Here is a 25,645-nt window from a genome sequence, read left to right as displayed (position 1 = left end):
AGTCAAGCAAGTCCTTGACCAAAGGGCGCAGTCCAATAAACTCAAGCACATGCTTAACCATGAAGTCTCGCTGGACCGGGTCTTCCAAGCCCTGGCGGACCCCACTCGCCGAGTGCTGGTCGACCGGCTCATCCGCGGACCCGCCACGGTGAGCGAACTGGCCCACCCCTGCCCATGTCCCTGGCAGCGGTCCTCCAGCACGTCCAGGTGCTGGAAGCGAGCGGACTCGTACGTTCCGAGAAGGTCGGCCGCGTGCGGACCTGCCACATCGAGTCGGCCGTCCTTCGAGAGGCCGAACAGTGGATCGCCGCACGCCGCACCTCCTGGGAGAGCCGCCTGGACAGACTGGGCGACCGCCTCACCGACACATCGACCACTTCCACCGAACGGAGCAGCACATGACCCAGCGCAGCGTGACCCACGGCACCTTCGTCATCGAGCGCCTCTACGACGCGGCACCCGCCCGGGTCTTCGCGGCCTGGGCCGACCCGGTCGCCAAGACCCGGTGGTTCAACGGCACCGCCGGCACCCCGATGGACCTCGACTTCACCGAGGGCGGCGTCGAGCGCACCAGTGGAGGCAAGGAGGGCGGCCCGGTGTTCACCTACGAGGCCCGTTTCCAGGACATCGTCAGCGGCGAGCGGATCGTGTCGACCAACCAGATGCACGCCGACGGCACCCGCATCTCCGTCAACCTCGTGACCGTGCAGTTCCTGCCGGAGGGCGAGGGAACCCGTCTCATCCTGACCGACCAGGGCACCTACCTCGACGGACACGACAACCCCGAATGGCGCGAGAGCGGCACCCGTACCCAGCTCGACGCCCTGGCCACCGAACTCGGCAGCCCCATCAACACCTGAACAACGCACGCGCAGGCACCGCCGAACCCCGGCGGCGCCTGCGCCCATCACGCACAAACCGCACACCAAAGGACTTCGCCGAGGCCCTGGTGGGAGGAGAGCCGCCGCAATCCCCCCTGGCGCCCCAGCGTCGAGGCGCTCTCCGTCCTTCGCCCGCCGTGGACCGGCAGCAATCGCCCGTACGACGCACGGAGGCACCGGCGACCGCGCTCCGGGTGTTCCGTTCCCTCGGTACGGAGCCGCCGGAATGCCGTTCCGTTGCCGCTCGGACGGTAGCCGAAATCCCATCGGTGCGAACCGTGATTTCGCCCGGTGATCCGCACCGCGCCGGAATTCGGCGGTCGGGCGGCGGACGAGTAGGGGGCGAGGAGAAAACGAGTGGCGGGCCGCCCCAGGACGATTCCGAAACGCACCGGGACCGGGCGGTCGGCGGCCGGGCACGGGGTGGCCGGGGAGCGGGCATCGGGCGGGCGGGGAAAGGGGGCGGGAGAAGTGCTCGGCCAGCCGTCGGCGCACCGTTTCGGCCCCCACGCTGCCGATTCCGGTGAAGCCCCGGGCCGCCTTCTCCCGGTATTCCCCGACCTCCGCCGCCCGCCCTTGGGACATCCGGGCCGTGCCCATCCGGTCGATCGCTCATCCGGTCGATCGCCCGGCCGACCACCGGCAGGTCGCTGAAGCGGCGGCGACGGCGAGCGGGCCCGCGCCGCGTTCGAACGACTGCCGGTGCTCGCCGAGGCGTGGCAGCACCCGGGCGGGTCTCAGCCGGGTGTCCGCGACGGCGGCCCCGGCGCCGATCCGCTCGCGGGCGGCTAGCGTCTCGACCACCAGGTCGCGGGCGTCGGCGTGGCGGCCGTGCTCGTTGCGGACCGGGGCGAGGTTCTGCAACGACTGGTGCGGCAGCCCGTCGTCGCCGGTCGCCCGGGCGGTCGCCGGTGCCCCGGGAAGCCGGAACCGCACCGTGCACCACCTCTGCGACCGCGCTCCGGCCTCCCGGACGCGTCACCGTTCACCGATCGCCGTTCACCGATCGCCGACCGGACGGGCTCCGGCCGGCCGACCGCCTCCCCGCTCCCGGGCCTTGATGCCGGCTGCCGGCCCTGCGGGCCCGCCGCCACCCGGGGCCGGGCGGCGGCGGGCGGCGGGTCGCCGCGGGTCGCGGCGGGCACGTCGGCAACCGGCCGCCGGACGGCTCAGAGCTCGTCGAGCTCGTCGTCGTAGACCTCGCTGACGTCGAAGCGGCAGATCAGCAGCTCCGGGTCGGCCCCGTCGAACGGCTCGGGCAGCCACTCGCCGGGGTCGGACGGCTCGGCGGCCGACACCCACAGCGTGGAGTCGCCCTCCTCCAGGCCGAACTCCTCGGCCCGGGCCGCGATCTCGTCCGGCTCGTACTCGCCGAACAGCACGCCGATCGCCGCCGTCACCTCGCCCTCGGTGCCCGCACCCGGTTCGAGCGACTCGTCGACCCGTTCGGCCTGGGCCCGCAGCCGCTTCGGGTCGGTGATCAGGTAGTCGCGGCGGATCAGCACGCTGATCGCCTCGGGGTGGTCCGGCCCCTGGTAACCGGACCCGGCGTCGTCGCCGGGGATCTCGAAGGGGGTGACCTCGTCGTAGACCTCGTACAGGATCTGGTCGTAGGCGACGGCAGCCGCCGCGAGCTCCTCGTACGCGTGGACGACGACCGGATCGCCGGGCTCGGTGGAGTTGGAGACGGCCTGCAGGTGGCGGTCGATGGCGGCCTTGACCGCCTCTGCGGCGGCCCGTACCTCGGTGATGGTCAGCTGCGCGGCATCAGACATGGTGCAGACGCTATCTCCACCCGGCGACGACACGCACAGCGGTTGTCACCTACAGCCGCTAAAACCGGGCAAGTTCACCCTCGATGTCCGTTCCGCGTGCTTCTGCGACCCGCGTCGCGGGCGGTTCCCACGCCCCTCCCGCGTCCCTCCCGTCTCCCTCCCGCAGCTCCCCCGGGTGCTTCCGACCTCCTGCGGGCCGTCCGACGGCGGCTCCCGGCCGCGCATCGGCACGCTCCGGCGCGGGTATTGCTTCCGGTACCGGAAAACTGATTGACGATCAGCTCCGGCCGGGGCGAGGCTCGGACCGTCCGACCGGGCGGGCCGCGCCCGAACCGTCGACATGTCGGCGATGCGCCGTAGGCTTGCAGGCGGCACAGCAGTGGAGGAGACGCCTTGATCCCTACCAAAACGGTCCGGCTTCCGGAGTACGAGTACCAGTCGCTCCGCCTGCCGCGCGGCACCACCAGGAACGCCGCCCGCCAGCTCCTGACCGAGCACGCCGAGTACGGGAACTGGGAGCTCGACCGGCTCCGGCTGTTCCCCGACGGCAGCCGCACGGTCCGGTTGAAGCGACGGATCATCCGGCAGGTCCGTTCCAGCTGGTAGCGAGCACCGCGCCCCGTCCCGCCTCGTCGCCCGCTCTGCCCATGCTCACGTTCACTGCGCGCCCGCGCCCGGGCACCCCGCGGTCCTGCTCCGTGCGGCGGGGTGCCCGGGCGCGGGCGTCAGCGCTGTTCAGGCGTTACCGGACGCGCTCCGGCGGCCCTCGGCGGGCGAGCGGGGGCTTCCCCGGCCGCCCGGCGGCCCTCAGCGGCGGGCGAGGGAGCGCGAGCGGCGGTAGAGCACGCCGCCGCCGAGCAGCAGCGCGATGCCGGCCGGGGCGATGATCTCCAGGCCGGACGCTCCGGTGGAGGCCAGCTGCGCCTGCTCGGTGACGGCGGCGGCCCGGGCCTGGACCGCGGGGGCGGGGGTGGTCGGGGCGGTCACCGGCGTGGCGGGGGTGGAGGGCAGGTCGCCGCCGGGGCCGCCGGTGCGGTCGGTGCCCGGGGGGCTCGGCGGGGTGCTGTGCTCGCCGCCGGTCTGCTCGGGCGGGCAGTCGTGGCCGGGCGGGGTGACCGGCGGCGGGGTGACCGGGTGCTGGTGCTGGACGGTCGTGTGGGAGCAGTCGTTGCCGAACGCCGGGTTGCCGAGGCCCACCACGTTGACCGAGTTGCCGCAGGCGTTGACCGGCGCGGCGACCGGCACCTGCACGTTGTTGCCCGAGGCGACCCCCGGCGAGTTGCTGCTCGTCCCGCTCGCGGTGGAGCCCGACCCGGCGGTGCTGCCGCCGCCGTGCCGGCCACCGCCGCTGTCGTGGCCGCCGCCGCTGGTGCCACCACCGCTGCGGCTGTGGCTGACGTTGGAGCAGTCGTTGCCGTACGCCGGGTTCAGCAGGCCGATCACGTCGATCGTGTTGCCGCAGGCGTTCACGGGGAGCTCCACGGGCACCTGCACCGCGTTCCCGGAGCCCACGCCGGGCGAATTGGCCGCCACGCCGTGCGCGTCGGCGGCCGCGTGGGCGTAGCCCGCGGTCGAGGCCAGCACGCTGCCGGTGGCCATGGCCGTGAGGAGGCCTTTCCTGGCGACCTGTCGCATTGACTCCCCTTTTGGTTTCTCGTTCGACGGGCCGGGACGGTTCTCGGGCGGGTCGCGGGGGATTTCCCCGGGATTGGCCGGAAGTCCGATCGGTCCGATAGTCGGAATTGCCTGCCGAGACGGCAGCGGTACTACTCCAACGACCCTTAACGGTGAAGGTTGAGCCATCTGCAGTCAGTTCATCCGATCGGGTGAGATGCGGCTTTCGCCGGGAACCGCACCGTTCACCCGGTCGGGGCGGGACCGGCGTCCGGAAACGGGACCGCCCCCGCACGACACGGAGGTCGTACGGGGGCGGGAGACACGGGGTCGGGCGGCCCGCCGGTCGTCGGCGGGACCGGCTCAGACGTTCTGGCAGGCGTTGCCGAACGCGGGGTTGAGCAGGCCGATCACGCTGATGGTGTTGCCGCAGACGTTCACCGGGACGTGCACCGGGATCTGGATCAGGTTGCCGGAGAGCACACCCGGGGAGCCGACCGCGGCACCGTCCGCGCCCGCGCCGCCGTGCGCCGAGGCGACGCCGGCACCCGCGAGCACCAGGCCACCGGTGGCGGCGACAACGGCAGCGATCTTCTTGGCCTTCATCTGAACTGCTCCTCCTGGTCGTTTCCAGCCCGTTCCCCCGGGCTGCACACGGAAGAACGAAGCCTCCGAGGCCGGGACACGGGGCCGGAACCGCATTCACCCGTTGAAGCGATCAAGCGAACAGACGATCGCCATTTCGGATGCTCGACAGCTCTGATGCTGGACGGACTAGTCCGACTTCCCGCCCCGCGCCCCCGCGTCCCCGACCTCCGGGCGCCGGGCGTCAGGCCAGGTCGATGAACCGGTCCAGCACCCGGACGCCGAACTTCAGGCCGTCCACCGGCACCCGCTCGTCCACGCCGTGGAACATCCCGGCGAAGTCCAGCTCCGGCGGGAGCTGGAGCGGCGCGAAGCCGAAGCAGCGGATGCCCAGGTCCTGGAAGGACTTGGCGTCGGTGCCGCCGGACAGGCAGTACGGGACGGCCCGGGCGATCGGGTCCTCGGCGCGCAGCGCGGTCTGCATGGCCTCGACCAGGGCGCCGTCGAAGCTGGTCTCGATCGCCTTGTCGTGGTGCAGGCTCTCCCGCTTGACCCGCGGGCCGAGGACGCTGTCCAGCTCGGCCAGGAACTCCTCCTCGTAGCCGGGCAGGAAGCGGCCGTCCACGTGCGCGGTGGCCTGGCCGGGGATGACGTTCACCTTGTAGCCGGCGCCGAGCATGGTCGGCTGGGCGGTGTTGCGCAGGGTGGTGCCGATCATCTTGGCGATGCCGCCGAGCACCCGGAGCGTCTCGTCCATGTCCTCCGGGTCGAGCGGCACGCCGAGCGCGTCCGAGAGCTCGTCCAGGAAGGCCCGGACGGTCTTGGTGATCCGCAGCGGGAACTGGTGCCGGCCGAGCCGGGCCACCGCCTCGCACAGCTCGGTGATCGCGTTGTCGTCGTTCGCCATCGAGCCGTGCCCGGCCCGGCCCTCGACGGTCAGGCGCATCCAGTGCATGCCCTTCTCCGCCGTCTCGATCAGGTACAGCCGGGCCTGGTCGTTGACGGTGAAGGAGAAGCCGCCGACCTCGCCGATCGCCTCGGTGACGCCCTCGAACAGCTCGGGGTGCCGGTCCACCAGGAAGCGGGCGCCGTAGGTGCCGCCGGCCTCCTCGTCGGCCAGGAACGCCAGCACCAGGTCGCGCGGGGGCTTGCGACCGGTGCGCAGCCGGTCGCGGACCACCGCGAGCGTCATCGCGTCCATGTCCTTCATGTCGACGGCGCCGCGGCCCCACACGCAGCCGTCGGTGATCTCCCCGGAGAACGGGTGCACCGTCCAGTCGTCGGCGTTGGCCGGGACGACGTCGGTGTGCCCGTGGATCAGCAGGCCAGGCCGGGACCGGTCCTCGCCCTCGATCCGCACCACCGTGGAGGCCCGGCCCTTGGCCGACTCGAAGATCTGCGGCTCCAGCCCGAACTCGGCGAGCTGCTCGGCCACGTACTCGGCGGCCTTCCGCTCCCCCGGCCCGGAGCCGTCCCCGTAGTTGCTGGTGTCGATCCGGATCAGGTCCCGGCAAATCTCGGCGACCTCCGACTCCGCCGTCACCGCGCGCTCGCTGCCCACGCTCATCGCTCCCACCTCGTGTCTGCCCGCCCCGGCGCGGCTGCGGTCCGCGCCGCCCCGACCCCGGCCGGGGACCGCGGGCGCCGTCCCGCCATCCTCCCCCAGCACCCGTCCGGCCCCAAGGGCATATCCCCCCGCACTCCCGCCGACCGCCCCCACGCCCCCGCATTCGAAGCCCCGCCCGTCCCGCCGCCCCCGGTTTTGGGCCTACCAGTCGATCTTTGCTACTGTTGTCCATGTCAGCGCGGGGAACACCCCGCGAGGACGACACCCGGTCCGGGTGGCGGAATGGCAGACGCGCTAGCTTGAGGTGCTAGTGCCCTTTATCGGGCGTGGGGGTTCAAGTCCCCCCTCGGACACCAGCGAAGACCCCTGTTCACCAGGGGCCTTCTTGCTTTTCCCGCCGGGTAGGCCCAGGAGGCCACCCGTCCGCGCCGAGGCCCGGCGGACGTTCAGCTGGTGGTGACAGCACGCCACAGCCTGCGGTGCCACCGCAGCCAGGAGCGCTTCGACGGAGACTCCCACCGCCGCTCCACCACCGGCCTGCGCAGACCCGCCCGGGCTCCGGGCATCAGGTGGTCGAACTCGCCGCTCACCAGCGCGTCCCGCAACCGCGCGAGCTCGTCCGGGCGCAGGAACAGCACGGACCGCCGCTCCTCGATGTGCCCGAGGGCGACCCAGCCCTCCTTCGCCTCCGCCAGCACGATGCCTCGCACCTCGTCCCGCGCATCCACTCCGGTCGCCTCCCAGTGCAGCCCGTGCACGCCGTTGGGGTAGTACTCGACCAGTTCGCTCATCGCCGCTCCTCCTCATCCTCGCTGAGCAGACCGCCCACCTCCGACCGGACGTTCTCCGTTCCGACAGACACGAATGACTCCCCGCGGCTCTCTGTTCCATTGGGCGAGAGACCAAGCTAGGGCCGTCAGGAGCCCGGGTCCGAGGTCTTTCCCGTTACCTCAAGAACTCGTCCCTGATGCCCTCGATCAGCGTGCGCATCTCGCTCCCGTGCAGAGCGGCGGCGTCGAACCCGGCGAAGGTGGACAGGTAGAGCCGCACGTCCTTCGGGTCCCGGGTGGTGATCTCCGAGTGGAAGGTCTCGACGATCACCAGGCGGTCGTCGTGGGCGCTGAAGCACGTCATCGGGAAGTCCGGCATCGGTCGGCCGAGCGGCAGGACCCCGATGGTGACGTTCGGCAGCCGGGACAGGGAGACCAGCCGGTCGAGTTGGGTGGCCATCACGGTGGCCGGGCAGATGAGCCAGCGCAGGACGTGTTCGCAGATCACGAAGTGGAAGGCCCGGTCCGGGTCGTACAGGACCGCCTGGCGTTCCAACCGGGCGGCGACGGTCCTGGCCTTCGCCTCTTCCGGAAGCTCGGGGTGCAGGGCGAACACGGCGGCGACGTACTCGGCGCTCTGGAGCAGGCCGGGGACCAACTGCCCCTGGAACAGCCGGAGAACGGTCGTCCGCGCCTCGATCGCCTTGATGGACTGCTGGTGCTTCCAATGGCCCATCCGGCGCAGCTCGCGCCAGGCCGTGGCCTCGGTGGCCGCTCCTCGCGCGGCCTCCAGGAACACGGCCTTCGCTTCCTCGGACACGCCGAGGGCGGTCAGGATCAGGTCCACGTCCTGCACCGTCGGCAGCACCCTGCCGTTCTCGATCTTCGAGAGTTTGGCCGGGGACATGGAGGCCCTGCGGGCCACGGTCTCGGCCGTCCGGTCCGCCGCGATCCGCAGTGCCCGCAGGGCCTTGCCCAGGTCGTCGGGGTGGTCGTCGCTCAAGCGGCCGTGTACTCCCCGAACGGCACGGCGTGCGCCAGGGCGATGTCCCGGTAGCGCAGGTACTCGTCGAGGCGGTCGGCCGGCAGCCGTTCGCCGCCGATGAACCGTCCGGCCACGGTGTAGTGCATCCGGTAGACCGTCGTGTCGTCGAACAGCCAGAAGTCGTGGTCCGGGAGTCCGGCCACCTCCTGCCGGGCCGTGTCGATGATCCCGATCGATTCCCCCGCCTTGACGTTGCCCGGGTACGACGCCAGTTCGTAGCGGAGGTAGTCGGACAGGGGTGAGCGCAGTACGTGCACTCTGGCGACCTGCTTGCCGAGGTCGGTCATGGAACGGACCCAGGGGTTGTCCGAGCGTTCGGCCGGAAGCCCCTTCCCGGCGAGGAAGTCCGCGAACTCCTCGCGTTCCTCGTCCACGTCGTAGACCGCCAGGGTTTCGAGGCGGAAGGCGGTCCGCTCGAACGTCCGGAAGAGACGGCCGAAGTCTTCACCCTTGAGCACGGAAGTACTCCTCCAGGACCGACGCCGGGATCATGACCGCCGTCTCACCCTCCGGCAGATCGAGTTCCGCCAGACGCTCAGGATCAGTGATCACGTACCCCTGCACCACGTAGTTCCCGTTCTCGGTGCCCCACAGTGTCGGGCACGTTCCGTTGTTGCAGGACCCTTCCCCGGACAACCAGCGCAGCATCGTGCCCCCATGTCGTGTGCGGTTCCTGTCCCGCCCGATGCTCCCGACCCGCGCGGCGCAAGGTCAAGAATCTCGGCTTTCCGTAACAGGAAAGATCACCGGTGCCCGAGTTCTCGCCGCGGCTGTGGAGCGAGCACGGCCGGCCGATGGTGTACGACGGCCTCCGGTGGACGAGCGGGGACGGCGGTCTGACCTGGCGGCGGACGGCGGGACGGGCCCGGAGGCAGACCCGGGCCCGGAGGCGGGGGCGGAGCCGGATCGGGGTGACCTGGTGGTGGCCGGCGTGTCCGGCGGCGGGTACACGGTGATCGTGCGTCGTCCGCTGGGCGGCCTGGTGGTACGGGACGTGGACGGCCGGTGGCGGGGCGTCGAGCTGCCGGCGCGTTCCCCTACGGCCGAGACCGGCGGGGACGGGCTCCAACTCCTGCTCTCCGGCGCGCTGGTGGCCCTGGTGGCCGGTTGGGCGGTGGTCCTCACGGGCCTGGGCGCGCACCGGCTGCGGGTCGACCGCCGGGCCGGGCCGCCGTACCTGCCGTGGTGGCTGGTGTTCCGTCAGGCCGTGCCGTTCGGCTGGCTGGTGCTGACACTGTTCCTGGGCGGGGGCCGGATGCCGTGGCTGCTCTGGCTGCTGTCGCTGGTGGCGGCCGTGCTGGTGGTCGCGCTGTGGCGGCGGCCGCGCGCCGCCTCCGTTCTCCGCGCCGGGAGCAGCGTGGCGCTGTTCGGGGTGGGGACGTGGGTCGTCGGGGCGTTGTTCCTGGCGTTGTTGCGGTGGGGCGGCCACGCCTCCTGGGCGACGTACTGCTGGTGGGCGCTTGGGTGGGCCCTGACCGGCAGCCTGGCCGCCGGGCTCATCGGCGCCGCGTCGGGCCCGCCGAGTTCCCCGTACCCGCCGCCTTCGCCGCGCCCGCCGATGGAGCCGCCGTCCACGCTGCCCGCTCCGCCGCCCACCCCGCCGGGGTCCAAGCCGGTGCGCCGTCTGGGCCGCTGAGCGGTGGACGGCCCGGGGCGGGCGGCCCGGGCGGCGTGGTGGGTCGGGTGTGCGCCGGGGGGTGCGTCGAGCGCCCCCGTGGGGGTGGACCGGGGGTGGTTCGCAGGCGGACGGGCGTGTCGGGGGGCGGGGCGCTGCCAGGGTGGGCGGGTGATCTCTCGACGCGGACTGTTCCTTGCCTCCGGCGGTGCGATGGCCGCCACCGCCTTGGCCGGCCCCGGTGCCGGTTCCTCCCGTGCCGCGGAGGCGGCGCCGCCCGACCCGGCGCGCTGGGCGGCGGCGCTGACCATGGCCCGGCGCATCCTGCTGACCGACGCCGACCACCGGGACCTGACGCTCGACTACCTGAAGCTGCTGACCGGCCGTCAGCGGCTGCGTCCGGCCGCCGCGCGCGAGGTGCTGGTGGTGGGTGCGGGCGTGGCGGGCATGGTGTGCGCGCGGCTGTTGCAGGCGTCCGGGCACCGGGTGCGGGTGCTGGAGGCGAACCGCAGCCGGGTCGGTGGCCGGGTGAAGACCTTCCGCGGCGACCGGTGGCAGGACCCTCGGCTGCACGCCGAGGCGGGCGCGATGCGCATCCCGTCCAGCCACGTGCTGACCCTCGCGCTGGCCGACCACCTGAAGGTGCCGCGCCGCCCCTTCCACCTGGTGGACGTCCCGCCCGGCCCCGCCCCGGCCTCCGGTGACGCCCGGGTGGTGTACCGGTCGTGGACCGGCGAGGAGTTCGCCACCGGCAGCGCTCCGGTGTACACCGCGCCGCCGGGCCTCGGCGGCCGGCTGGTGCACGTGAACGGGCAGACCGTCAGCAAGGCGGCGTACGCGGCCGACCCGCGGCCGGTGAACAAGAGCTTCGGCTGGGACAGCGACCGGACCGCCGCCGCCGCCTTCGACCGGGCCCTGGACACCGCCCGCGCGTACACCATGGTGCGCGGCGACGACGGCGGCTGGCGCGACCGGCCGATCGAGCAGCGGGTGACCGGCACGGCGCGGCTGCTGTACGACCTGGACGGCTACTCGCTGCTGCGCTACCTCCAGGAGGGCGAAGGCTGGAGCGACGCCCAGGTGCAGGCCGTGGGCACGCTGGAGAACCTGACCAGCCGGCTGTCGTACGGCTTCCTGCATTCGGTGTTCGACGCCTCGGACATCAACCCGGCGGTGACGTACTTCGAGTTCGGCGCGGGCACCGACGCCCTGACCGAGGCCCTCGCCCAGGGCCTGCCGATCGAGCGCGGCAAGGTGGTCACCCGCGTCCGGCTGGGCGACGGCGGGGTGACGGTGGTCGCCGAGCCGGAGAGCGGCCCCGAGGACGAGGCGTGCGAGGGCGCGATCGGCGGCGACCGGTGCGAGTACCGGGCGGACGCGGTGGTGCTGGCGGTGCCGTACGCGGCGCTGCGGCACGTCGACTTCGACCCGATCCTGCCGTACGGCAAGCGCCGGGCGATCGCCGAGCTCAAGCACGACACCGCGCACAAGGTGCTGGTGGAGTTCACCCGGCGCTGGTGGGAGTGGGACGAGGACGCCTGGCGGGCGGAGCTGGGCGCCGACTACCGGCCCGCCCCGCACGGGGACGCGGTGGCGGCGGTCGGCGGCGGCTGCGTCTCGGACGGGGCCAGCCGGTTCGTCTACTTCCCCTCGCACCCGGGCGACGACGGCGCGCCCGGCGGGATCGTGCTGGCCGCGTACAACTGGGCCGAGGAGGCGCTGCGCTTCGACGCGCTCACCCCCGCCGACCGGCACGCCGAGGCGCTCGACCACCTGGTCGAGCTGTTCGGCGAGCGGATTCGCCGCTACGCCACCGACCGGCACGTCTCGCAGTCCTGGCTGCGCAACCGCTGGGCGCTCGGCGAGGCCGTGATCGAGACCCCCGGCCAGTTGCTCAGCCTCGGCCCGCAGGTCGCCGCCCCGGTCGCGGGCCGGCTGTTCTTCGCGGGCGACCACTGCCAGCCGCGCTACCACGCCTGGATCGCCGGCGCGATCGCCTCCGGCGTGGAGGCGGCCGTCCAGCTCACGGCCGGCTGACGGCCGGCTGACGGCCGGACGGGGCGTCAGGAGCGCGCCGCCCGCCCGGGGCGCGCCCCCCGGAAGGGTCGGGTGGCGGCGGGGTGACGGCAGGTCAGGCCCCGGCCTGCCGGGCGGGACCGCGGGAACGTCGATAGCATCGGCACGTGTCTGACGCCGACCGGGACCAGCGGCCCTCCGTGCTGCTGGCGTTCCGCTCGGCGGTGGCGCTGAACCGGCTGCTGGACGTGCTGCCGGTGTTCGGGGGCGACCCGCGGATCGACCGCTGGTTCACCGTGGTGCCCGGCTCCCGGTTCGGGCTGGACGCGCTGGCCGCCCTGGACCGCTCGGGCGCCCGGGTGATGGACTTCGAGCAGGCCCGGCGCGAGCGCTTCGACCTGATCCTCTCCGCCAGCCCCAAGGGCGCGCTGACCAGCCTGTCCGGCCGGGCCAGGGCGCTGCTGCCGCACGGCGCCGGGTTCAACAAGTCGTTCGACACCGAGGGTTCGCCGGGCCTGCCGTCCGGTCTGGACCCCGCGTTCCTGCTCTCCGACGGCGAGCCGTGGGCCGACCTGCACGGTCTCGGGCACCACGAACAGCTCGCCCGGCTCACCGAGTTCTGCCCGTCGGCCGCCGCCCGCGCCGTCGTGGTCGGCGACCCCACCCTGGACCGGATGCGGCAGTCGGTCGGCCGCCGGGAGACCTACCGGGAACGGCTCGGCGTCGGCGAGCGGACCCTGCTGGCGGTGCTGACCACCCACGGCGCGGAGAGCCTGCTGGCCCGCCGCCCCGACCTGCCGCTGGAACTGACGCTCCACCTGCCCGTGGACGACTACCGGGTGGCCCTGGTGGTGCACCCCAACGAGATCGGCGAACGCGGCAGCCACAACCTGGCCGAGCAGCTCCGCCCCGCCCTCCAGGCCGGGCTGCTGCTGCCCTCCTCGCACCAGGAGTGGGCCTCCGTCCTGGTCGCCGCCGACGCGGTGCTCACCGACCACGGCTCGACCGCGCTGTACGCCGCGGCGCTCGGCCGCACCCTCGTCCTGGACGGCTACGACGGCGGGACGGAGCTGGTCCCCGGCACGCCGATGGCCCGGCTGCTCGCCGTCGCGCCGCGCTTCACCGACACCGCCGGCCTGCCCGGACTGCTGCGCGGGGCCCGCGTCCCGGACCCGGCGCGGTTCGCCGCCGACGCCTTCGGCCGCCCCGACCTGGCGCTGCCGCTGCTGCGCGCCGAGCTGTACCGGCTGATCGGCCTGACGCCGCCGCGGACCCCGCTGGCACCCGAGCTGCTGCCCGACCCGGTGGCGGCCCGGCCCCCGGCCCCGGCGCTGGCGGTGCGGGCCGAGGTGGACGGGCGGCGGGTGCGCGTGGAGCGCTTCCCGGTCGCCACCGAGCTGCCGGTGCACCACCGGTCCGCCCAGCACGGCGCGGCGGGCCTCGCCGAGCAGCGCAGCGCGGCGGTGCTGTGGCGGCGCCCCGGCACCGGCCGCTGGTCGGCCGCCGGCTGGGCCGCGCACGTCCTGGACGAGCTGCCGGGCTGCCGGGTCGCCGCCGCGCTGCTCTCCCGCGAGCACTGCCTGCTGGTGCACCGCCACCACGGCCCGTTCGCCCTGCGGGTGCCGCCGCACCGCGCGGACGGCCGGGTCCGCCGGATCGACCCGGCCGCGGCGGTCTCCGCGGTGTACGCCTGGCTGGTCGCGCACCGGGGGCCGGGGGCGGTCGGGGGCTGCCGGTGGAACTCGACTGCACGGTGGGCGCGGTGACGGCCCGCCTGGAGCTGCGGGCCGCCGGGCCGGAGGAGCTGGACGCCGAACTCTGAGCCCTGCTGAGCCCTGCTGATCCTGCTGCCTGGCTCCCGGGGCCCGGTCCCGGCTCAGTCCGTGCCGGGTTCCGTCCGTGCCCCGCCGTGGGCGGCGCGCAGGGCGGCGGCGTGGGCGCGGTGGCGGGCGGCGTCGGCGGGGCGGCCGGTGCTGTCGGCGAGTTCGGCGAGTTCGGTGGCGATCCGGGCCTCGTCGTAGCTGGAGCCGCGCTCGACGGCGTCCGCCAGGGCCTCGGCGAGCGGGGCCCCGGCTTCGGCGGGGCGGCCGAGCAGGCGCAGCGCCCGGGCCAGGCCGAAGGCGGTGCGGGCGGCCATCCGGCGGCGGCCGGGCAGCGCGGCGAACTCGGCGCGGGCCGCGGCGAAGAGTTCGGCGGCGGCCGGGTGGTCGGCGGCGGCGGTGGCGGTCTTGGCGAGCTGGTAGGTCTGCAGGGCGGCGCCGTACGCGTTGCCGATCGCCCGCTGGATCTCCCGGGCGGTGGTGAAGTCGGCGCGGGCGGCGGCGAAGTCGGCGAGCGCGGCCGTCCGGTCGCCCCGGGCGGCCGCGGATTCGCCCCGGGCGAGGGCGAGTTGGCCGCGGAAGTCGATCGCGGAGCCGGCCATCCGGCGGTGCGGGTGGGAGTCGTCGAGCAGGGCGGCCAGCGCGCACGCCTGCTCGACGGCGGCGGCGGCCTCCTCGAACTCGCCCTGTTCCCAGAGCGGTCGGGCCAGCATGGCGCGGGTGCGGACCCGGGCGAGCAGGTGTTCGGCGCGGTCGGCGGCGACGACGGCGGTGCGGAAGGCGTCGACGGCGTCGGTGTGCCGGGGGTGGTCGAGGAAGTGCGTCCAGAGCGATTCGGCGAGTGCGACGGCGTCCTCGTCGTGGCCGCTGTCGTAGGCGAGGGCGACCGCGCCGTACAGGGCGTGCCGGTTGGCCTCGATCCAGCGCAGCGCGTCGGCCTTGGCGGTGCCGAGGTCGGCGTCGGGGACGCCGGGCAGCGGCGGGAGTTCGGTCTGGACGGTGGCGCGGGGGCCGGCCGTCAGCAGGTCGGCGCGGGCGGTCTGGCGGCGCAGCCAGTGCAGCAGGCGGGCACGGGCGGCGGCGCGTTCGGTGCCCCCGGGGTCGGCTGCGCGGGCGGTGCGGCGGGCGTGGCCGCGGACCAGGGCGTGCTGGCGGTAGCCGCCGGAGCGGTGGTCGAGCAGTCCGGCGGCGAGGAGTTCGGCGAGGGCGTCCTCGGTGTCGAACAGGTCGCGGCCGAGCAGTGCGGCGGCGGTCGGCAGGATCACGAACGGGCCGGGGCACTCGGGCAGGACGCGGTACAACCGGGCGGCTTCGGGGCCGAGTTCGGCGCAGGCGGCGTCCCAGACGGCTTCCACGGGGGCGCTCCCTCGCTCGTGCAGGTCGGCGGTGAGCCGTTCGGCGAGTGCGGCCAGGCCGCGGTGCGGGTACTTGCGGGCGAGGTCGCCGGCCACCTCGGCGGCCTTCGGCAGTCCGGCGCAGACGGCGGCGAGCGCCCGGACGGCGGCGGGGTCGGCGTCGGCCCAGCGCTGCTCGCCGAGGAACGCGCGCAGCAGTTCGGCGGTGTGCTCCGCGCCGAGCGGGGCGAGGGCGAGCTCCTCGGCGGCGGGGCCGAGGTCGTACAGCGGGCCGTGGCTGGTGACCAGGACCAGGCTGCGGGCGGAGGCGGGCAGCAGCGGTTCGGCCTCGGCGGCGGTGCGGGCGTTGTCGACGACCAGGAGCAGGCGCTTGCCGCGGGTGCGGTCCCAGAACTGGCGGACCAGGCCGCGGAAGTCGCGGCGCAGCCACTCCTGCTCGACGCCGAGCGAGCGCAGCAGGTCGGTCAGGACGGCGGCGAGGTCGGTGACGCCGTCGCGCCGGTACTCGTCCAGGTCGAGGTAGTGGGCGCCGTCCGGGTGGCGGTCGGCGAGCAGGTGGCCGGCCCGGACGCACAGGGCGGTCTTGCCGATGCCGCCGAGGCCGCTGACGGCGAGGATGCGGGGGCGGGTGCCGGGGGCGTCCGGTTCGGCGGCGGTGGCGGCGATCCGCTGCTGCTCCGCCGCCCGGTCGACGAAGTACGCCTTCTCCGGCGGCAGTTCGAAGGAGGGGTGGTGGACCAGCACCCTCGCCTGGTGGACGTGGACGGCGTCGATGCGGTTGGCCTGCACCAGGCTCTCCACCGTGGCCTGGCCGCCGACCACGTTGTGCGTCTGCTCGCTCACCCGGCCAACCCTACGCGTTCGGCGGAGCCGTGACCGGCGGTCGGGCCAAGTCGGACCGGGGGCGGACGGGCGGGTCAGGAGATGTAGTACGTCCAGAGCGGGCTCTCGGCGAGGGAGCGCCAGGCGGTGAGCGTGAACGGGGGACGGGCGCGACCGGGGTGGACGGGTTCGCCCTCGGGGGTGACGGTGCCGGCGTACTCGGTGAAGTCGAGGACGGTGCCGTCCGGGCGCCAGATCGCCACCCGGTAGCCGAACAGACCGGGGACCTGCGCGTCGTTCGCGGCGACCAGTTCCCAGCTGCCGTCGGGGCGGTAGCCGGAGAAGCAGCTGCCCTCGTCGTCGCCGGAGGTGCCGCTGTCGTGGCCGCAGCGGAACGGGAGCTGGTCGTCGGCGGGGGTGGCGCCGTCGGCGGGGAAGGGCAGTTCGGTGCGGCGCAGGGTCAGTTCCAGGGCGGCCGGTCCGGCGGCGTCGGTGTAGGTCAGGTGGACGGTGGAGCCGCCCTGGCGGTCGGCCGTGAACGGGGTGCCCGCGCTGAGGTTGTCCCGGTGGACGGGCATCGCCGCCCGCAGCTCCTGGAGCACCCCGTACGAGTCGAAGGGCAGGACGGCTTGGTCCGCGGTGACCGGCCGGTCGGGGGCGCCCTCGATCGGGGAGACGGCGGGCAGCGGGAGCGGCCGCCAGCGTTCCCCGGCGGAGGCGGCGTGGGCGCTCGGGTCCGGTTCCGGCTGCCGGGCCGGGGCGGTGCCGAGCAGCGGGAGCCCGGCGTTCGCACCCGCGAAGGCGACGGCGGCGACGGCCAGCGCCGCCCCGGCGGTCCGCAGCCGCCGGGCCGCCTTCCGACGGCGGCCGAGGCGGCCGCTCTCGGCGACGATCACCGCCACGGGCACGCTGATGTCCCGGACGCTCGTCCCCATCAGGGCGGAGAGCTCCAGGTCGAGGTCTGGCTCCAGGTCGAGGGCGAGGTCGGGATCGAGAGCGCGGTCCGGGTCCAAGGTCCGATGCCTTCCGTGACGGGTGGGCGGGTGCGGGCGGGTGCGGGCGGGTCAGTCCTGGAGCAGCAGGGCGCGGTCGGGGCCCAGGATGGTGCGCAGGCGGGCCATCGAGCGGGAGTTGAGGCTCTTGACCGCGCTGACGGTGATGCCCATGGCCTCGGCGGTCTCCTCCAGGCTGTAGTCCTCCAGGTAGCGGAGCACCACGACGGCCCGGTTGCGGGGCGGCAGTTGGCGCAGCGCGGCGACCAGGGTGATCCGCAGGGCGGCCGAGCTGCCCTCCCGGGCGCCGATCGACGGCTCCTCGGGAACTCGTCGACCGCGAGTTCGCTGGAGCGGCGCAGCCGCCGGTGGGAGAGGTAGCAGCGCAGCAGCACCTTGCGGGCGTAGGCGTCGATGCCGCCGACCGCGCCGTCGCCGCGCTGCAACCGTCCCCAGACCGGGTAGAGCTTGGACAGCGCGGTCTGCACCAGGTCCTGCGCCTGGTGCCAGTCCCCGCACATCAGGTACGCCAGGTGGAACAGGCGGCGTGCCCGGCCGGCCGCGAACTCGTCGAAGTCGAGCCCCTCGGTCATGTGGTCCCCGGTTGGAAAGTGTTCCGTCGACGTCCTGGAGACACGCCTCGGGCGGGGCGGCCCGTCGCGCCTCGAAGGTCAAGACTGCATAACGATGATCGGGAAGGGTGCGGCGGGGTGCCGGGGCCGGTGGCGGCGGTCGGCCGGTCCGACGGCGCCGGGGGCGGGGCGGGGGCGGGCTGGGGGCGGGCTGGGGGCGGTGCGCGGGGCGGGCCGGGGCGGTGCCCGGGGCGGGCCGGGGGCGGCCAAGTCCATTGCCGGGCGCAGGCGTTCGGTCCCGGGCGCGGGCCGGGGTGGTGCACCATGGGAGCGACCTGCCGATCACGACGAAGGGAACCCCACCGCATGAGCGCGGACGACTGGCTGCGCCGCTACCACCCCGGCCCGGCCGGGGCGCCCCGGCTGGTGTGCTTCCCGCACGCCGGCGGGACGGCCAGCTACTGGCACCCGCTGTCCGCGGCGCTGCGGGACCGGGCCGCGGTGACGGCCGTGCAGTACCCGGGTCGGCAGGACCGGTGGACCGAGAAGCCGCTGGAGGACCTGCACGAGCTCGCCGACCGGATCGCCGAGGTGCTGCTGCCGTCCTGGCTGCCCGAGCCGCCCGCGCTGCTCGGGCACAGCATGGGCGCGATGCTCGCCCACGAGACGGCCCGGCGGCTGGCCGCGGCCACCGGGCGGGGGCCGCGGCTGCTGGTGGTCTCCGGGCGCCGCGCGCCGCACTGCCTGCGGGCCGACCCGGAGCTGCGCGACGCCTCCGACGCCGAACTGCTCTCCCACCTCGCCACCCTGGGCGGGACGGCGACCGCCGCGCTGGAGGACCCGGAGCTGGTCGAGCTGTTCCTGCCGCCGCTGCGCGCCGACTACCGGGCGGTGGAGACCTACCGGTACCGGCCCGGTCCGCCGCTGGAGTGCCCGGTGACGGTGCTCACCGGCGAGTCGGACGAGCAGGTCACCCCGGACGAGGCGGTGGCCTGGGCCGTGCACACCACCGGGCCGGTGGAGGTGCGCACCTATCCGGGCGGGCACTTCTTCCTGGCCGAGCACCAGCAGGCCGTCACCACCCTGATCGCCGACCGCCTGGCCACCGGCGGGGCGGTCTGACGGACGCCAGGACGTCCGCCGCCCGTCCACCTGTCCGCCCGGCCGCCGGGTTCTCCGCGCGGCGGCGGGCGGGCGGCGGCGGAGCGAGCGACCCCGGGCCGCTGCGCCCCTGGGCCACTGCGGGCGCTGGCCGCCGCCGAGGCCGAACGGCGGTCCGCCGCCGAGCGGGTGGACCGGCTGGCCCGCGAGGTGCTCGCCGCCGGGGCCTCGTTCGGCGAGGTCGGCCGACTGCTCGGCGTCACCCGCCAGGCCGCCCGCAAGCACTGGCCGCGCGAGGAGACCGACTCCACCCCGTCTCCGACGGTCCGGGCCGTCAGCACGCCGGGGCTGTCGGGTCGTCAGGCGCGGGGCCGCCAGACCCGCAGGTAGTCGGCGGCGGTGGAGATCGCGTTGGTGTCGGACGGCGCGGGGTGCCAGGAGCCCGCGCAGATCGATAGGTTGAGGATCAGGTAGGCGCTCCAGTTCGGGCCGGTGCCGGTGTGGTCGGAGAACACCAGCTTGTTGTTGACGTACCAGTCGTTGTTGGCGGCCCCGTAGTGGACGCCGATGCTGACCCAGGCGCCGGGGCGGATCGCGTCGGCGTCGGTGTAGTAGGTGCCGGCGCTGTTGATCCGGTTGGAGAGCTCCAGCAGGTTGGGATTGTCCGGGTGGTACTCGAAGGAGTCGATCTCGTTGCCGCCGTCCTTCCAGGTCCACAGTGCCGGCCAGGCGCCATTGCCGCTGGGCAGTTGGATCCGGACCTCCGCGTAGTCGCCGGGCCGGACCTGGAAGCCCTGCTGGGTGCCCTCGGTGGTGAGCAGGCCGGTGTCCCAGGACCGGTCGCCGTTCTCCAGCAGGTTGGTGCCGGGGGTGGCGGTGAAGGTGTTCGCCCCGCTCCGGCTGCTCAGCGCGCCGGGCTGGAGCCAGTCCAGCTTGTCGTCGTCCGGGTTGTGGTTGCCGTACCGGTAGGCGCTGGTGCTGGTGTCGTTCCAGGTGGTGCCGGTCCGCGGCGGGCTGCTGAACTCCTCGTCGAAGACGAGCTGCCCGGCGGGGAACGGCGGCATCGGCGGGTTGGGCGGGATCACCGAGCCGGTGACGGTGAACGTCCGGCTGGGCAGGTTGTGGTACTCGTCCCCGATCCGGTAGAAGCCGAACTCGGTGTACGTCCCGGCCGGGAAGCTGCGGGCGGCGGTGGTCAGGGTGTAGCCCTGCGGGCAGATCCGCACGTCGGTGGCGGTGCCGGGGAAGTCCAGGTTCTGCTGGTTGGCGTCCCGGACGCCGACACCGACCTCGTCGGCCGTCAGGCAGGCGGTGGAGTTGAGGGCCAGGGTGGCGGTGACGGGGGTGTCGGCGGCGGCCCGGGCGGGCACCAGGGCGAGCTGGCGGACGGTGGGCGCGGCGACGGTCAGGGTCTGGCTGGGCAGGTCGTAGTACGTCGAGCCGATCCGGTAGAAGCCGAACTCGGTGTACGTCCCGGCCGGGAAGCTGCGGGTGGCGGTGGTCAGGGTGTAGCCGCCGGGGCAGATCCGGGTCCGGCCGGTGGAGCCGGGGAAGTCCAGGTTCTGCTGGTTGGCGTCCCGGACGCCGACACCGAGTTCGTCCACGGTGACGCAGGAGGAGAGCGAGCCGACCGAGAGCGTCGCCGCGACCGGCGTGTCGGGCAGGGCGCTGGTGGGGGCGAGGCTGCGCTGCTGAATCCGCGGGGCGGCGGAGGCCGGGACGGCGGGCAGCAGCGGGACGACGAGCAGCAGCGACAGCAGTGCTACGCGGCGGGGCAGGGACACGGAGCTCCGATCGGCGGACGGGGTCGTCGGGGGACGAGGGGAGGGGGCCGCGCGGGCGCGGTAGCGGTCGGGGCTACTGGACGTCGACGGTGAACGCCCGGCTCGGGACGGGCCGGTCCGGACGGTCCGGGTCCTGGAGGGAGACCGCGCCGCCGGAGAGCCGCTCGCCGGAGCGCACGTAGTCCGCGACCCGCAGCGGGACGAGCACCGTGGCGCTGCGGCGCAGCCCCAGGCCCTTGCGGAACCGGCAGGTCAACTCCCGCCCCCGGTCGTCCAGTCGGCAGTCGTCCGGGAAGACCCGGCCCTCCACCGTGACGCCCTTGGGCAGGCGCACCGTGGTGGTGAACCGGTCGGTGACCGGGTTCGGGCCGAGGTTGGCCACCAGGGCGCGCACCACGGTGAGGCCGCGCACCCGGGTGCGGTCCACCGAGACGTTCACCACCTGGAGGCCGTCCTCGCTGTCGGGGGCCCGCTGTTCGTCCGCGCTCACCGCCGCGCGGCCGTGCTGCGGCGTCACCCCGGACGCCACCGCCGCCGTAGCGGTCCCGGTCATGCACAACGCGGCCGCGATGCCGAGCCGCCACCAACCGCGCCGACCGATGCTCACCGTCCAGCCACCTCCCGCTCTCGTCGTCGACTTCGTCGACCTCGTCAACTCCCGGCAGGATCGACCGTGCCGGCGGGCGGTGGCGGCCCGACGCACCGCCGCCGGAACGCGAGAACCCGCGCGGCGGACAAAGGTCGGACTATCCGAAAGGCTTATCTGTGGGCGGACTTGGACGCGGCGTCGGACGCGGACCGGGACGCCCGGCCCCGGGACGCCGCCCCGGGCCGACCGGCCCGCGCGGCACACTGGGGGCATGGAACCCCCCGAGCCCGCGGGCGGCGAGCCCGCCTGCTTCCTGCACCTGGTCTGCGAGGAGTGCGGCAAGGTCCGCGAGAACGACCGCTGCCCGCTCTGCGACTCCGCGGCGGCGGAGCGGGCCGGCTCCCCCGCCGACCGGGAGGGCTGACGGCCCAGGGAGGGGCGGCGCTGCCGGGAGGGACGGGGTTCAGCGCAGCAGGCCGTGCAGCAGGAGCTCGGCCAGGTGCCCGTACGCCTCGGCGTCGGCCAGGCCGGTGGCCTCGGCGACCTGGCGCTGCTGGATGCGCACCATGACCGAGCTGATCACGTCTGCGGCGAAGGCCACGTGGGTCTCGCGGAAGGCGCCGGCCGCGACACCGTCCTCGATCAGCTGCTGGATCTGGCGGGCGGCGGCCCGGGTGTTGCGGCCGTAGACCTCGGCGGCCGGTTCGAAGGCGGCCAGGTCGTCGAAGAAGCGGGCCGAGCCGGGGGCGAGTTCGGCGGAGACGGCGCGCAGGTAGGCGGCCAGCCGGGCGGCCGGGTCGGTCTCGGCGGCCAGGGCCGCGCCGACCCGGGCGGTGGCCTCGCGGAAGAAGTGCACCACGGCGGCGCGCACCAGCTGTTCCTTGGAGCCGGCCAGCCCGTACAGCGTGCGCTTGGAGCAGTGCAGGCGGGCGGCCAGGTCGTCCAGGGTGAACCGGGCGAAGCCCTCGGCCACGAACAGCGCCACCAGTTCCTCGAAGAGCTCACTGCGGCGGGCGGCGCCCCGTCCGGTGGGCCGGGCTGCGGCTGCGCTGTCGATCACCCGGCCAGTATGGCAGCCGGTCACCGGGGGTCGGCACCTCACCCGGTCCGAGCGGGGCCGGGCGGTCCGGGCGGCCGGTCCGGGCGGTCCGGGGGCAGTCGTCGCGGGCGGGCCCTGGCGGGCCGTCGCGGGCCGTTCCGGTTCCCGGCGGCGGCGGCCTGCCCGGGTCGGGGCACCCTGCGCTACGCTGAGCGGTACTGACGTACCGCTTTGCGTACCGCTTGGAGCCGGAACATGGCCGTGGATCGCTTGCTGCCCACCGAGGAAGCCGCGGACCTGATCGCGCTGACCCGCGATCTCGCCGACAGGGAACTCGCGACCAAGGTCGCCTCCCACGAGAAGGAGGAGCGCTACCCGGAGGGCCTGTTCGCGCTGCTCGGGCAGGCCGGGCTGCTGGGCCTGCCCTACCCGGAGGAGTTCGGCGGCGGCGGCCAGCCCTACGAGGTGTACCTCCAGGTGCTGGAGGAGCTGGCGTCCCGCTGGGCGGCCGTCGCGGTGGCCACCAGCGTGCACACCCTGGCCTGCCACCCGCTGACCGCGTACGGCACGCCCGAGCAGCAGGAGCGCTGGCTGCCCCGGATGCTCGCGGGCGAGCTGGTCGGCGGCTACAGCCTCTCCGAGCCGCACGCGGGCTCGGACGCGGGGGCGCTGAGCTGCAAGGCCGAGCCGGTGGAGAAGGGGTACCGGATCACCGGCACCAAGGCGTGGATCACCCACGGCGGCAAGGCCGACTTCTACGCCCTGTTCGCCCGCACCGCGCCCGGCCCGCACGGGGTGTCCTGCTTCCTGGCACCCGGAGAGGTCGAGGGCCTGACCTTCGGCCCGCCGGAGGAGAAGATGGGCCTGAACGCGGTGCCGACCACCGCCGCGTACTGGGACGGCGCGCTGCTGGAGCGCGACCGGCTGATCGGCGCGGAGGGCCAGGGCCTGCCGATCGCGTTCTCCGCCCTCGACTCGGGCCGGCTCGGCATCGCGGCCTGCGCCACCGGCCTGGCCCAGGCCGCGCTGGACCACGCCGTCGCGTACGCCAACGAGCGCACCACCTTCGGCCGCCGGATCGTCGACCACCAGGGCCTGGGCTTCCTGCTCGCCGACATGGCCGCCGCCGTCGACTCCGCCCGCGCCACCTACCTGGACGCGGCCCGCCGCCGCGACCTGGGCCGCCCGTTCAGCCGGCAGGCCAGCGTGGCCAAGCTGGTCGCCACCGATGCCGCGATGAAGGTCACCACGGACGCGGTGCAGGTGTTCGGCGGCTACGGCTACACCCGGGACTTCCCGGTCGAGCGGTACATGCGCGAGGCGAAGATCATGCAGATCTTCGAGGGCACCAACCAGATCCAGCGCCTGGTGATCAGCCGCCACCTCGCCACCCGCTGACGCCGGACCGACACCCGCCGACGCCCACTAGCCGACGCCCACCCCGCCCGCCGACGTCCACCCGCCCCCGGCCGACGCCGAATCCACTGCCCCGAAAGGACGTTCCACCATGCAGCTCTCCGGCACCGCCGCCCTGGTCACCGGCGCCGCCTCCGGTCTCGGCGCGGCCACCGCCGCCCACCTGGCCTCGCTCGGCGCCACCGTCTACGGCCTCGACCTGCCCAAGGCGGTGGAGTCCGCCCCCGCGCAGCCCGAGGGCGTCACCCTGCTCGGCGCGGACGTCACCGAGGAGCAGCCGGTGCGCGACGCGCTGGCGCGGATCGCCGCCGACGGCCGCCCGCTGCGGCTGGCCGTCAGCTGCGCGGGCATCGCCCCGTCCGCGCGGGTGGTCGGCCGCCGCGGCCCGCACGACCTGGACCTGTTCCGCGGCGTGCTGAACGTCAACCTGGTCGGCACCTTCAACGTGATGCGGCTGGCCGCGGAGGCGATGTCCGCCCAGGAGCCGGACGGGGCCGGGCAGCGCGGGCTGGTGGTCAACACCGCGTCGATCGCCGCCTTCGAGGGCCAGGTCGGGCAGATCGCCTACGCCGCGTCCAAGGCGGGCGTGGCCGGGATGACCATCACCGCGGCCCGCGACCTGGCCCAGTACGGCATCCGGGTGGTCACCATCGCCCCCGGCATCGTCGACACCCCGATGATGGCGGGCTTCTCCGAGGAGGTGCGCTCCGGCCTCGCCGCCACCGTCACCTTCCCGCAGCGGCTGGCCCGCCCCGAGGAGTACGCCCGCCTGGTCGCGATGATCGCCGAGCACGACTACCTGAACGGCGAGACCATCCGGATGGACGGCGCGCTGCGGATGGCCGCCCGCTGAGTCAGCGCTCGGCGGGCGTGGCCGCGGTGCGGTGCACGCTGTGCACCGCGGCCACGTCCGGGGCCTGGACGGGCGGCGGGACGGCCGCGCTGAGCGCGTTCAGGCGGTGCCGGACGCTGCCCGCGACGCCCTTGCCCAGCAGGTAGCGGGTGGGGGTGGCGGCACCGACCGCGTGGTCGAGCAGCCGGTGGGCCTCCCGGCTGCGGACGCCGGTGTGGGTGAGCACCAGGTGGTCGAGGCGGTGCGGGGCGGCGGCCAGCGCGGCCCCGATCCGGTCGGCGGCGGCCAGGTCGACCCGGTTGTCGGCGGCCCCCAGCACGTGGGCCGCCGGGACCCGCCCGAGGTCCAGCAGCTCCACCCCGGCGGCGGCCGACGCGGCCGTCAACTCGGCCGCCGCGTCCGGCCCGAGGCCCGAACTGGCCAGCGAGAGGCGGCGCAGCCGCCCGTGCGGGGCGGTGCGCAGCGCGGCGGCCAGGGTGCGCGCGCCACGGTCGCCGAGGCCGGCGGCGGAGGCGTACAGCTCGTCGGCGGCTCCGGCGGCGATCAGCCGGGCGAGCGGTTCGGCCCCGGCCGGGCCGAGCGGGTTGCCGCCGACGTAGAGCCGCTCGAAGCGGCGCCCGCCGGTGAGCAGGGCGTCGGCGAGGACGGCCAGCCCGGCGGCGTCCAGGCCGGTCTGCACCAGGTCGAGGGTGCGCAACCGCTCGGCGGCGGCGATCAGTTCGGCGGCGGCCTGCCCGGCGCGGATGCCGAGCGGGTTGCGCTTGAGCCAGAGCGCGCGGACGGTCTGCGGCGAGGCGCGCAGCCGGTCGGCGATCCGGCAGGCGCCGGCGGCGGTGATGCCGTTGCAGCCCAGGTAGAGCGTACGGACCGGGGTTTCGGCGGCCCGGGCGGCGAACGCGACCGCGCCGTCGTCGCCGAGGCCGTCGGTGCCGAGCAGCAGGTGCCGGACGGGGGCCTCGCCGTCCTCCCCGCTGCGGGCGGACCCGGCGAGCGCGTCGGCGACCAACCGGGCGCCCTGCGGGCCGAGTTGCTGCTTGCACAGGTCGAGCCGGCCGTCCGGGAGGGCGGTGCCGGCCGGGAAGTCGATCCGCCGGTCGGTACCGCTGCCGCTGCGCAACCAGGCCAGCAGCGGGGCGAGTTCGGCCACCGGGCGGGGCGCCACCGACGGGACTCCGGCGAACTGCTGGGCCATTCCCGCTCCTTGCCGCTCCGCGTGCCCTCGTCGGACCGCTCCGCCGGGCTTCCCCTCGGGCTTCCCCATCGGGCTTCTCCGGGCGTGGGGCCGGCCGGATTCGAACCGGCGTCCTTCGACTGTGCAGGTCGACGCATCTGCCGCTGTGCTACGGCCCCACTCCGGGTGACGGGGTCGGTCGGATTCGAACCGACGTCCTCCGGTTCTGGAGACCGGCGCATCGACCGCTGTGCTACGGCCCC

Annotated in this window: 27 protein-coding genes and 3 tRNA genes; 12 read left to right on the top strand and 18 right to left on the bottom strand. The window is 74.7% G+C overall.

Annotation, left to right across the window (positions count from 1 at the left end; genetic code table 11):
* Positions 1 to 174 precede the first annotated feature (174 nt).
* Together QMQ26_RS31135 and QMQ26_RS31130 are read left to right on the top strand one after the other, a co-directional pair.
* Positions 175 to 402 carry a transcriptional regulator gene (locus QMQ26_RS31135; RefSeq protein WP_282203559.1) on the top strand — a complete coding sequence of 76 codons (228 nt, stop codon included), beginning with the start codon at positions 175 to 177 and terminating at the stop codon, positions 400 to 402.
* Positions 399 to 860: an SRPBCC family protein gene (locus tag QMQ26_RS31130; RefSeq protein WP_282203558.1), complete on the top strand. Its 462-nt coding sequence runs from the start codon at positions 399 to 401 to the stop codon at positions 858 to 860. Before QMQ26_RS31135 ends, QMQ26_RS31130 begins: the two co-directional genes overlap by 4 nt.
* 633 nt (positions 861 to 1,493) lie before the next feature.
* Here the strand turns inward: QMQ26_RS31130 and QMQ26_RS31125 are convergent.
* On the bottom strand, positions 1,494 to 1,817 hold the full coding sequence (locus tag QMQ26_RS31125) for a hypothetical protein (RefSeq protein WP_282203557.1): 324 nt from the start codon (positions 1,815 to 1,817) through the stop codon (positions 1,494 to 1,496).
* Between the two features lie 233 nt (positions 1,818 to 2,050).
* Entirely contained in the window at positions 2,051 to 2,656 is a 606-nt protein-coding gene (locus QMQ26_RS31120; protein ID WP_100839339.1) for a hypothetical protein, read from the bottom strand.
* 396 nt (positions 2,657 to 3,052) lie between these two features.
* On the opposite strand from QMQ26_RS31120, the gene QMQ26_RS31115 reads away from it, so the two are divergent.
* Complete coding sequence (locus QMQ26_RS31115) at positions 3,053 to 3,262, top strand: DUF5703 family protein (RefSeq protein WP_035954087.1); 210 nt, start codon at positions 3,053 to 3,055, stop codon at positions 3,260 to 3,262.
* A gap of 201 nt (positions 3,263 to 3,463) precedes the next feature.
* On the opposite strand, the gene QMQ26_RS31110 is transcribed toward QMQ26_RS31115, so the two are convergent.
* The 3 genes from QMQ26_RS31110 to QMQ26_RS31100 form a co-directional block, all read right to left on the bottom strand.
* A complete protein-coding gene (locus tag QMQ26_RS31110; RefSeq protein WP_318552090.1) occupies positions 3,464 to 4,255 on the bottom strand; it encodes a chaplin family protein in 792 nt (263 codons plus the stop codon).
* A gap of 378 nt (positions 4,256 to 4,633) precedes the next feature.
* Positions 4,634 to 4,876 carry a chaplin gene (locus QMQ26_RS31105; RefSeq protein ID WP_100839341.1) on the bottom strand — a complete coding sequence of 81 codons (243 nt, stop codon included), beginning with the start codon at positions 4,874 to 4,876 and terminating at the stop codon, positions 4,634 to 4,636.
* A 223-nt stretch (positions 4,877 to 5,099) separates the two neighbouring features.
* A complete protein-coding gene (locus tag QMQ26_RS31100) occupies positions 5,100 to 6,422 on the bottom strand; it encodes a M20/M25/M40 family metallo-hydrolase (protein ID WP_100839342.1) in 1,323 nt (440 codons plus the stop codon).
* A 268-nt stretch (positions 6,423 to 6,690) separates the two neighbouring features.
* Between QMQ26_RS31100 and QMQ26_RS31095 the strand changes: the two genes are divergently transcribed.
* A tRNA-Leu gene (locus QMQ26_RS31095) sits at positions 6,691 to 6,778 on the top strand.
* A gap of 90 nt (positions 6,779 to 6,868) precedes the next feature.
* On the opposite strand, the gene QMQ26_RS31090 is transcribed toward QMQ26_RS31095, so the two are convergent.
* The 4 genes from QMQ26_RS31090 to QMQ26_RS31075 all read right to left on the bottom strand — a co-directional run bounded on the left by QMQ26_RS31090 (position 6,869) and on the right by QMQ26_RS31075 (position 8,885).
* On the bottom strand, positions 6,869 to 7,213 hold the full coding sequence (locus QMQ26_RS31090) for a hypothetical protein (protein WP_282203555.1): 345 nt from the start codon (positions 7,211 to 7,213) through the stop codon (positions 6,869 to 6,871).
* A 154-nt stretch (positions 7,214 to 7,367) separates the two neighbouring features.
* A complete protein-coding gene (locus QMQ26_RS31085) occupies positions 7,368 to 8,117 on the bottom strand; it encodes a helix-turn-helix domain-containing protein (protein WP_404814228.1) in 750 nt (249 codons plus the stop codon).
* 74 nt (positions 8,118 to 8,191) lie between these two features.
* The gene (locus QMQ26_RS31080) at positions 8,192 to 8,695 is read right to left on the bottom strand and encodes a DUF6879 family protein (RefSeq protein ID WP_282203553.1); all 504 of its coding nucleotides are present in this window, start codon (positions 8,693 to 8,695) and stop codon (positions 8,192 to 8,194) included.
* Positions 8,682 to 8,885: a hypothetical protein gene (locus QMQ26_RS31075; protein ID WP_100839345.1), complete on the bottom strand. Its 204-nt coding sequence runs from the start codon at positions 8,883 to 8,885 to the stop codon at positions 8,682 to 8,684. Before QMQ26_RS31075 ends, QMQ26_RS31080 begins: the two co-directional genes overlap by 14 nt.
* A gap of 271 nt (positions 8,886 to 9,156) precedes the next feature.
* Here QMQ26_RS31075 and QMQ26_RS31070 point away from each other — a divergent pair, with 271 nt between their 5' ends.
* The 3 genes from QMQ26_RS31070 to QMQ26_RS31060 all read left to right on the top strand — a co-directional run bounded on the left by QMQ26_RS31070 (position 9,157) and on the right by QMQ26_RS31060 (position 13,634).
* Positions 9,157 to 9,873: a hypothetical protein gene (locus QMQ26_RS31070; RefSeq protein ID WP_282203552.1), complete on the top strand. Its 717-nt coding sequence runs from the start codon at positions 9,157 to 9,159 to the stop codon at positions 9,871 to 9,873.
* Between the two features lie 150 nt (positions 9,874 to 10,023).
* Complete coding sequence (locus QMQ26_RS31065) at positions 10,024 to 11,889, top strand: FAD-dependent oxidoreductase (protein ID WP_282203551.1); 1,866 nt, start codon at positions 10,024 to 10,026, stop codon at positions 11,887 to 11,889.
* 146 nt (positions 11,890 to 12,035) lie between these two features.
* The gene (locus QMQ26_RS31060) at positions 12,036 to 13,634 is read left to right on the top strand and encodes a translation initiation factor 2 (protein ID WP_282203550.1); all 1,599 of its coding nucleotides are present in this window, start codon (positions 12,036 to 12,038) and stop codon (positions 13,632 to 13,634) included.
* 110 nt (positions 13,635 to 13,744) lie between these two features.
* Here the strand turns inward: QMQ26_RS31060 and QMQ26_RS31055 are convergent, their stop codons facing one another.
* The 3 genes from QMQ26_RS31055 to QMQ26_RS37600 form a co-directional block, all read right to left on the bottom strand.
* The gene (locus QMQ26_RS31055) at positions 13,745 to 15,886 is read right to left on the bottom strand and encodes an ATP-binding protein (protein ID WP_282203549.1); all 2,142 of its coding nucleotides are present in this window, start codon (positions 15,884 to 15,886) and stop codon (positions 13,745 to 13,747) included.
* A gap of 74 nt (positions 15,887 to 15,960) precedes the next feature.
* The gene (locus QMQ26_RS31050; RefSeq protein WP_282203548.1) at positions 15,961 to 16,878 is read right to left on the bottom strand and encodes a hypothetical protein; all 918 of its coding nucleotides are present in this window, start codon (positions 16,876 to 16,878) and stop codon (positions 15,961 to 15,963) included.
* 51 nt (positions 16,879 to 16,929) lie between these two features.
* Complete coding sequence (locus QMQ26_RS37600) at positions 16,930 to 17,376, bottom strand: RNA polymerase sigma factor (protein ID WP_318552089.1); 447 nt, start codon at positions 17,374 to 17,376, stop codon at positions 16,930 to 16,932.
* 419 nt (positions 17,377 to 17,795) lie between these two features.
* Between QMQ26_RS37600 and QMQ26_RS31035 the strand changes: the two genes are divergently transcribed.
* On the top strand, positions 17,796 to 18,551 hold the full coding sequence (locus tag QMQ26_RS31035) for a thioesterase II family protein (protein ID WP_282203547.1): 756 nt from the start codon (positions 17,796 to 17,798) through the stop codon (positions 18,549 to 18,551).
* 168 nt (positions 18,552 to 18,719) lie between these two features.
* Positions 18,720 to 18,920 carry a hypothetical protein gene (locus QMQ26_RS31030; protein WP_282203546.1) on the top strand — a complete coding sequence of 67 codons (201 nt, stop codon included), beginning with the start codon at positions 18,720 to 18,722 and terminating at the stop codon, positions 18,918 to 18,920.
* Here the strand turns inward: QMQ26_RS31030 and QMQ26_RS31025 are convergent.
* Together QMQ26_RS31025 and QMQ26_RS31020 are read right to left on the bottom strand one after the other, a co-directional pair.
* Positions 18,890 to 20,314 carry a glycoside hydrolase family 16 protein gene (locus QMQ26_RS31025; RefSeq protein ID WP_282203545.1) on the bottom strand — a complete coding sequence of 475 codons (1,425 nt, stop codon included), beginning with the start codon at positions 20,312 to 20,314 and terminating at the stop codon, positions 18,890 to 18,892. The genes QMQ26_RS31030 and QMQ26_RS31025 overlap by 31 nt on opposite strands.
* Before the next feature lie 73 nt (positions 20,315 to 20,387).
* Positions 20,388 to 20,921: a hypothetical protein gene (locus QMQ26_RS31020; protein ID WP_282203544.1), complete on the bottom strand. Its 534-nt coding sequence runs from the start codon at positions 20,919 to 20,921 to the stop codon at positions 20,388 to 20,390.
* A 253-nt stretch (positions 20,922 to 21,174) separates the two neighbouring features.
* On the opposite strand from QMQ26_RS31020, the gene QMQ26_RS31015 reads away from it, so the two are divergent.
* Positions 21,175 to 21,327, top strand: a complete 153-nt coding sequence (locus QMQ26_RS31015; protein ID WP_282203543.1) for a hypothetical protein — start codon at positions 21,175 to 21,177, stop codon at positions 21,325 to 21,327.
* A gap of 39 nt (positions 21,328 to 21,366) precedes the next feature.
* Here QMQ26_RS31015 and QMQ26_RS31010 read toward each other — a convergent pair whose 3' ends face one another.
* Positions 21,367 to 21,963: a TetR/AcrR family transcriptional regulator gene (locus QMQ26_RS31010; RefSeq protein ID WP_100839357.1), complete on the bottom strand. Its 597-nt coding sequence runs from the start codon at positions 21,961 to 21,963 to the stop codon at positions 21,367 to 21,369.
* 234 nt (positions 21,964 to 22,197) lie between these two features.
* Here QMQ26_RS31010 and QMQ26_RS31005 point away from each other — a divergent pair, with 234 nt between their 5' ends.
* On the top strand, positions 22,198 to 23,340 hold the full coding sequence (locus tag QMQ26_RS31005; protein WP_282203542.1) for an acyl-CoA dehydrogenase family protein: 1,143 nt from the start codon (positions 22,198 to 22,200) through the stop codon (positions 23,338 to 23,340).
* Between the two features lie 109 nt (positions 23,341 to 23,449).
* A complete protein-coding gene (locus QMQ26_RS31000; RefSeq protein WP_282203541.1) occupies positions 23,450 to 24,211 on the top strand; it encodes an SDR family NAD(P)-dependent oxidoreductase in 762 nt (253 codons plus the stop codon).
* Between the two features lies 1 nt (position 24,212).
* Here QMQ26_RS31000 and QMQ26_RS30995 read toward each other — a convergent pair whose 3' ends face one another.
* The 3 genes from QMQ26_RS30995 to QMQ26_RS30985 all read right to left on the bottom strand — a co-directional run bounded on the left by QMQ26_RS30995 (position 24,213) and on the right by QMQ26_RS30985 (position 25,645).
* Entirely contained in the window at positions 24,213 to 25,403 is a 1,191-nt protein-coding gene (locus tag QMQ26_RS30995; protein WP_282203540.1) for a leucine-rich repeat domain-containing protein, read from the bottom strand.
* An 85-nt stretch (positions 25,404 to 25,488) separates the two neighbouring features.
* Positions 25,489 to 25,561 (bottom strand) — tRNA-Cys (locus QMQ26_RS30990).
* 11 nt (positions 25,562 to 25,572) lie between these two features.
* Positions 25,573 to 25,645: transfer RNA gene (locus tag QMQ26_RS30985), tRNA-Trp, on the bottom strand.

This window comes from Kitasatospora fiedleri (genome assembly GCF_948472415.1).
GTDB classification, from domain to species: Bacteria; Actinomycetota; Actinomycetes; order Streptomycetales; family Streptomycetaceae; genus Kitasatospora; species Kitasatospora fiedleri.
The sequence above is the reverse complement of the archived record's forward strand: the minus strand, read 5'-3'. Positions and strand labels throughout refer to the sequence as shown.

What these genes read in the sequence shown, in the direction of transcription:
- QMQ26_RS31130 (WP_282203558.1), top strand. Translation starts at nt 399, where the DNA reads ATGACCCAGCGCAGCGTGACCCACGGCACCTTCGTCATCGAGCGCCTC.
- QMQ26_RS31120 (WP_100839339.1), bottom strand. Translation starts at nt 2,656, where the DNA reads ATGTCTGATGCCGCGCAGCTGACCATCACCGAGGTACGGGCCGCCGCA.
- QMQ26_RS31015 (WP_282203543.1), top strand. Translation starts at nt 21,175, where the DNA reads ATGGAACCCCCCGAGCCCGCGGGCGGCGAGCCCGCCTGCTTCCTGCAC.
- QMQ26_RS31075 (WP_100839345.1), bottom strand. Translation starts at nt 8,885, where the DNA reads ATGCTGCGCTGGTTGTCCGGGGAAGGGTCCTGCAACAACGGAACGTGC.
- QMQ26_RS31000 (WP_282203541.1), top strand. Translation starts at nt 23,450, where the DNA reads ATGCAGCTCTCCGGCACCGCCGCCCTGGTCACCGGCGCCGCCTCCGGT.
- QMQ26_RS31035 (WP_282203547.1), top strand. Translation starts at nt 17,796, where the DNA reads ATGAGCGCGGACGACTGGCTGCGCCGCTACCACCCCGGCCCGGCCGGG.
- QMQ26_RS31110 (WP_318552090.1), bottom strand. Translation starts at nt 4,255, where the DNA reads ATGGCCACCGGCAGCGTGCTGGCCTCGACCGCGGGCTACGCCCACGCG.
- QMQ26_RS31100 (WP_100839342.1), bottom strand. Translation starts at nt 6,422, where the DNA reads ATGAGCGTGGGCAGCGAGCGCGCGGTGACGGCGGAGTCGGAGGTCGCC.
- QMQ26_RS31105 (WP_100839341.1), bottom strand. Translation starts at nt 4,876, where the DNA reads ATGAAGGCCAAGAAGATCGCTGCCGTTGTCGCCGCCACCGGTGGCCTG.
- QMQ26_RS31135 (WP_282203559.1), top strand. Translation starts at nt 175, where the DNA reads ATGTCCCTGGCAGCGGTCCTCCAGCACGTCCAGGTGCTGGAAGCGAGC.
- QMQ26_RS30995 (WP_282203540.1), bottom strand. Translation starts at nt 25,403, where the DNA reads ATGGCCCAGCAGTTCGCCGGAGTCCCGTCGGTGGCGCCCCGCCCGGTG.
- QMQ26_RS31090 (WP_282203555.1), bottom strand. Translation starts at nt 7,213, where the DNA reads ATGAGCGAACTGGTCGAGTACTACCCCAACGGCGTGCACGGGCTGCAC.
- QMQ26_RS31005 (WP_282203542.1), top strand. Translation starts at nt 22,198, where the DNA reads ATGGCCGTGGATCGCTTGCTGCCCACCGAGGAAGCCGCGGACCTGATC.